We start from the raw sequence: 4,617 nt of genomic DNA on the forward strand, positions 1-4,617 counted from the left end.
AGGCGGGGCGGTGCGGCACGGAGGAGGGGGCGGCGGGATGCGCGGAACGGTCAGTTGTCGTTTGACAACTATAGCCGTGAGACAACAATCTAGCCGTGATGTGCGGGCGCGGGGGAGGATCCGGAATGTTCGTCCCGGTGCCACGGCCGGCGGTTCAGGCAGTGCGGCTACCGGACGCGGCGGAGTCGTCGGCGTCGTCGTGTATCCGGGCCGCGGCCGCGTCGCAGAACGCCTCCAGCCCCTGCAGCAGCGCGACCCGCTTGGCCGCGGGCATCTCGTCGAGGACCGCGCGCAGCGTCTGCTCCCGGCGGATGCGCAGATCGGCCAGGAAGGCGCGGCCCCGCCCGCTGAGGTGCAGCTGTACCTCGCGCCGGTCCGCCGCGCTCACCACGCGCTCGACGAACCCGGCCGCCTGCAGCCGGTCGCACAGCCGGCTGGTCGAGGGCGGGGTGGAGGCGAGGGAGTCCGCGAGAGTGCGCAGGTTGATGCCCTCGTGGTGCTCCAGGATGAGCAGCACGCGCAGCTGGGACGCCGAGGCGGGTGCCGTGGAGGCCCTGCCCCAGAGGACTTCCAGCAACTCCGCGGCCGTGGAGGTCACACGTGCGACCTCTGCTGGCTCAGGACGGGGTCGGAGGGAAGTCACAGTCACACTCTCGCAGGCACCGGGATGGCCGCCAGCGTACTAGGGCCTGCCGCGCGTCAGGGCCGATACCGGGCTCCGGACCGAGGGCCGTGCCCGAGGACCCGGAGATGTCCGGAGAGATGTCCGGCCGAGGATCAAGGATTGGGCTTCGACCATCGTGACGACGATCGTGAACAGATTCGTGACCGCCGAGCGCGCCCTGCGCACGGCGGCTCCCCATCAACTGCTGGACGCGGTCCGTCGTGTACTGACCGATCAGTACGCGGCGGACTCCGTCGAGCTGTACCTGGCCGACTACGGACTGACGGTGCTTCAGCCGGTGTCCGTGCTGCCGCACACCCTGCAACCGGTGTCCGTCGCCAACAGCCCGGCGGGCCGGGCCTTCGGCGCGCAGGAGCCGTACGTGGAACCCCTCCCGGGTGACTCGGCTGACGGGGTACGCGTGCATCTGCCGGTCACCGTGCGCGGCGACCGGCTCGGCGTGCTGACGGTGACCCTGCCGGACGGCGAGCACGCCGACGGCTGCCTCGGCGAACTGGCCGAGATCGCCGAGGTGCTCGGGCACGAGGTCGTCGTGGCCGAGCGGGACACCGACCTGTACCTCCAGGCGCGCCGCAGGGACCGGCTCACGCTGGCCGCCGAGATGCAGTGGCAGTTGCTGCCGGGCCGCTCCTGCGTCCGCCCCGAGTACGAGCTGGGCGCCCAGCTGGAGCCGGCGTACGCGGTCTTCGGCGACAACTTCGACTGGTCCGCCACGGCCGACCGGCTCAGTCTCTACGTCACCAACGGCATGGGCGAGGGCATAGAGGCCTCCCTGCTGACGAACCTGGCGATCAACGCCCTGCGCAACGCGCGCCGGGCCGGTCTCCCCATCGCCGACCAGGCGGCCCTGGCCGACCAGGCGGTGTACGCCCACTACCGGGGCCGCTGCTACGTGTCCGTGCTCATGCTGGACATCGAGCTGGCCACCGGGCGGGTCCGGGCGGTGGACGCCGGTTCCCCGCGGCTGCTGCGGCTGCGCCGGGGCGCGGTGGAGCGGGTGCCCTTCGACGCCCAGCTGCCGCTCGGCATGTTCGAGGAGACCGACTACGTGGCCCAGGAGTTCGCCGTCGAGCCCGGTGACCGGCTGGTCTTCGTCAGCGACGGGGTGTACGACGTCGCCTCCCCGGGCGGAGAGGCGTACGGGGACGCCGCCCTGGCCCGGGCGATCCAGTCGACCCGGCTGCTCCCGGCCGCCGAGGTGCCCCGGGCCGTCCTGCGCGAACTGTCCGGCCACCGCGGCAGAGGCGTCCCGGACGACGACGCCCTGGTGGTGTGCCTGGACTGGCGTGGGCGGGAAGGGCCGGGGAAGGCGGAGGTCAGGGTGCTTGGGTGAGCGGCTGTTTGGCGGAGCCGTACGTCGGCCCTAATGTTTGTCATACGGCAAGTAACGGCTGAGGTGCCGCAGCGCGACCTCGGTCCGGCCCGCGCAAGGGAGCGATGCAAGTGTCGGTGTCGGTATCGGAAGAGAACGCGGAACAAGAGCCGCCCGCACAGCAGGTGAGTGCCTTCCTCGAACGGCGCCGGGAGCAGGTCGCCCAACGGTGGGCGGACGCCGCGCTGTTCCGCACGGTCTTCACCGTGTCCCGCGACGAGGCGGTGGAGGCGGGCAGGTCCGTGGCGGCGGCGCTGGCCGCGGTGGCGGCCGCCGGGCGGCTGGACGACATCCGGGCCCCCGGATTCGAGGCCGTGCGCGACCAGTTGGGGCGGATGGCGGCCTCCCGCGGCCGCATGGGCATCGACACGGACGGGCTCGCCGACGAGGTGGCCGCCCTGCGCGAACCGGTGACCGATCTGCTGCGCGCCGAGTTCCCGGACCCGAACGCCCCCGAGGCCCAGGAGTGTGTGCTGGCCCTCACCGTGCTCATGGGCACGCTGCGTCTGGTCGTACTGGAGACGACGGTCAGCGCGGGCGAGGAGGTGATCGCACGGCAGCGCGAGCAACTGCACGAAGTGGCCACCCCGGTGATCAAACTCTGGGAGAGCACCGTCGCCGTGCCGCTGATCGGCACGCTGGACAGCGCGCGCAGCCAGACGGTCATGGAGAGCCTGCTCGACGCGATCGTCGCCGAGCGCGCCCGGTACGCCATCCTCGACATCACCGGCGTGCCCACGGTCGACTCGCTGGTCGCCCAGCACCTGATGAAGACGGTGGCCGCGGCCCGGCTGATGGGCGCCGAGTGCATCGTCTCCGGCATCCGGCCCGCGATCGCGCAGACCATCGTCCAGCTGGGCATCGACCTCGGTACGGTCCTCACCCGCGCGAGCCTGGCGGACGCCCTGGCCTACGCGCTCAGCCGGCAGGGCGTCGAGATCGCGCCGCTCCGGACGGACAGCGCGGGCGTGCGATGACCGGCCCCTCGGGGAGCGGGCCCGCGGGATTCGGGCCCCCGGTCGCCGGGCCCCTGGGCGGGCACGGCTTCACCGTTCCGGTCCTCCGGCTGGGGGACATCCTGCTGGTCACCCTCCAGGGGGAGCTGCACGACGGGATGGCCGAGCAGCTCCAGCAGGACATCACCGACCGGATCGCGCACACCCGGGTGACCGGTGTGGTCATCGACATCTCCGGCGTGGACGTCGTCGACTCCTTCCTGGGGCGGGTCCTCGCCGAGATCGCCGCCGGAGCCGAACTGCTGGCCGCCCGTACGGTACTGGCCGGGATGCGTCCCGCGGTGGCCATCACCCTGGTCGAGCTGGGGCTCACCCTGCCCGGACTGCGGACGGCCCTGGACGTCGAACGCGCGATGGAGCTGCTCACCGCGGGTGAGCGGCAGGGCGAGGGGAGTCCGTGATGCGGGCCTCCCGCCATGCCGCCCCGGCCAGCCTGCCGATCGGCTCGGACGCCGACCTGGCCTGGGTACGGCAGCAGGTCCGGCAGGCCGCCGCCGAGCTCGGGTTCGGCCTGGTGCAGCAGACCAAGCTCGTCACCGCCGCCAGCGAGCTGGCCCGCAACACCCTCGTCCACGGCGGGGGTGGCCATGTGGAGATCACCCCGCTGGACAGCGGGCCGGCGCCCGGCCTGCGGCTGGCCTTCGTCGATGCCGGGCCCGGCATCCGCGACCTGGACCGGGCGATGACCGACGGCTACACCAGCGGCGGCGGGCTCGGACTCGGCCTGAGCGGGGCCAAGCGGCTGGTCCAGGAGTTCGAGGTGGACACCCGGCCCGGTGAGGGGACCACCGTCACCGTCACCGCCTGGGCCACGGTCGTGCCGCCGGCCCGGCCGGGGCCGTGATGAGCAGGGTGTGGGACGTGCCGGTCGACGACTCGACCCGGGTGCGGGACGTCCGGGTCGCGGCCGAGGCGGCCGGCGACTGCGCCGGGCTCGGTCCGCACCGCATCGCGACCGCCGCGCTGGTGGCGACGGAGCTGGCGACCAACCTGGTGCGGCACGCGGACGGCGGGTACGTCCTCGTCAACCTCGTCGAGCGCGCACCCGCCGACGGCCGGGGCCCGTCCGTGCAGCTCGTCGCCCTCGACCACGGCCCGGGCATCCCGGACGTCGCGGCGGCGCTGCGCGACGGCTACACCACCGCGGCTTCGCTGGGTGCGGGCCTCGGCACGTGCCGGCGCATAGCGAACGACTTCGACCTGCACAGCGTCCCCGGCCGGGGCACCGTGGCCATGGCCCGTATCGACCGCGAACCCCCCGCCGACCGGTACCGGACGCCCCAGCGGAGGCCGCACGCCGGTGGCGTCAACGTCCCCCTCGGCCGGGCCGAGTACTCCGGCGACGCCTGGAGCCGGGTCTGCGCCGGCGACCGCCACACCCTCCTGCTCGCCGACGGGCTCGGCCACGGACCCAAGGCCGCGGAGGCGTCGGGCGCCGCCGTGGACGCGCTGCGCGAGGTGGCCGACCGGCCGCCCGCCGAGATGCTGCGGCATCTGGGCCGGTCCCTGCGCCGCACCCGGGGCGCGGCCGTCGCCCTGGCCCA

6 protein-coding genes are annotated in these 4,617 nt (G+C 73.6%); 5 read left to right on the top strand and 1 reads right to left on the bottom strand.

All coding sequences use genetic code 11. The features are described from left to right. Positions 1 to 154 precede the first annotated feature (154 nt). On the bottom strand, positions 155 to 598 hold the full coding sequence (locus CCL05_RS41070) for a MarR family transcriptional regulator (protein WP_086565664.1): 444 nt from the start codon (positions 596 to 598) through the stop codon (positions 155 to 157). 214 nt (positions 599 to 812) lie between these two features. Between CCL05_RS41070 and CCL05_RS41075 the strand changes: the two genes are divergently transcribed. The 5 genes from CCL05_RS41075 to CCL05_RS41095 all read left to right on the top strand — a co-directional run. Beyond that, positions 813 to 2,018, top strand: a complete 1,206-nt coding sequence (locus CCL05_RS41075; protein WP_086565668.1) for a PP2C family protein-serine/threonine phosphatase — start codon at positions 813 to 815, stop codon at positions 2,016 to 2,018. Between the two features lie 116 nt (positions 2,019 to 2,134). Then, on the top strand, positions 2,135 to 3,034 hold the full coding sequence (locus tag CCL05_RS41080) for an STAS domain-containing protein (RefSeq protein WP_425275984.1): 900 nt from the start codon (positions 2,135 to 2,137) through the stop codon (positions 3,032 to 3,034). Further along, positions 3,031 to 3,474: an STAS domain-containing protein gene (locus tag CCL05_RS41085; protein ID WP_244204581.1), complete on the top strand. Its 444-nt coding sequence runs from the start codon at positions 3,031 to 3,033 to the stop codon at positions 3,472 to 3,474. The genes CCL05_RS41080 and CCL05_RS41085 overlap by 4 nt, the downstream gene beginning before the upstream one ends. Next, positions 3,474 to 3,917: an anti-sigma regulatory factor gene (locus CCL05_RS41090; protein WP_086565666.1), complete on the top strand. Its 444-nt coding sequence runs from the start codon at positions 3,474 to 3,476 to the stop codon at positions 3,915 to 3,917. The genes CCL05_RS41085 and CCL05_RS41090 overlap by 1 nt, the downstream gene beginning before the upstream one ends. Further along, positions 3,917 to 4,617, top strand: a 701-nt coding sequence (locus CCL05_RS41095) for an ATP-binding SpoIIE family protein phosphatase (protein WP_244204582.1), incomplete at its 3' end; no start/stop codon positions are given. The genes CCL05_RS41090 and CCL05_RS41095, both read left to right, overlap by 1 nt.

Origin of the sequence: Streptomyces africanus, from assembly GCF_002150735.1 — a bacterium.
Taxonomy (GTDB): domain Bacteria; phylum Actinomycetota; class Actinomycetes; order Streptomycetales; family Streptomycetaceae; genus Streptomyces; species Streptomyces africanus.